A 728-nucleotide genomic window follows, 5' to 3' on the forward strand; every position below is an offset into this window, starting at 1 on the left:
GTCATACGGTAAACTTTGATGCGCGGAACCTGTCGAGCGGGGTGTATTTATACCGATTGCAGGCGGGCAGCCAGATCATGACGAGGAAACTAACGGTTTTGAAGTAACGTAACGCGGTTCGCTGAGTCATTCCCCTTAGTCCCCCTTCGAAGGGGGAAAGAATCAACAAAGTTGATTCAGGGGGATGACCGATGGCTCCGCACTTCGTTAATGCAATAAATTTCAAATCAAACCATCATAAACCACCACAACCATGAACAATCAAACCAATACACTAAAAACCTGGACAAGACCCGAACTCAAAACCCTGTCCATAAGCCGCGATACAAAACAAACCGGCCCGAAAGACCCGCCGGATTTCGACAATCAGGCCTCATGAAAGACATGGTATTTTTCGTGCCGGCAATGAACTTCTTTCTAAGGCCACCTGTCAGCGTCCGCAGGTCCTGACAGCGTGGACTTTCATCAAGCCACTGGTAGAATCACCATCCGTTTGTAGGCTGTCAGGTCATTTCTTGATCTTGCAAGACATTGGATTTTTCTCACCGCTAATCAGTACAGAGATGGTTGATCTGTCCGTGATTTCTTGTCAGTGTTGGCGGGGGAGTGTGGTTTTTCCCCAAAAGGATCGCAACGCTGACAGGAATCCACCAAAAGCAGTGGATACGCTGTCAGGTTGCCTGACTAAAATTCGACTTAACTGAAATTCGTTGGTTATCAAATTTTGG

At 47.3% G+C, this 728-nt stretch carries 2 protein-coding genes; both read left to right on the top strand.

The features are described from left to right. A partial coding sequence (locus L6773_RS21570) for a T9SS type A sorting domain-containing protein (protein WP_255727831.1) occupies positions 1-107 on the top strand: 107 nt, incomplete at its 5' end. 146 nt (positions 108-253) lie between these two features. After that, complete coding sequence (locus tag L6773_RS21575; protein WP_255727830.1) at positions 254-379, top strand: hypothetical protein; 126 nt, start codon at positions 254-256, stop codon at positions 377-379. Positions 380-728: the final 349 nt, after the last annotated feature.

It is taken from the genome of Rhodohalobacter sulfatireducens, assembly GCF_022012475.1.
Taxonomy (GTDB): Bacteria; Bacteroidota; Rhodothermia; order Balneolales; family Balneolaceae; genus Rhodohalobacter; species Rhodohalobacter sulfatireducens.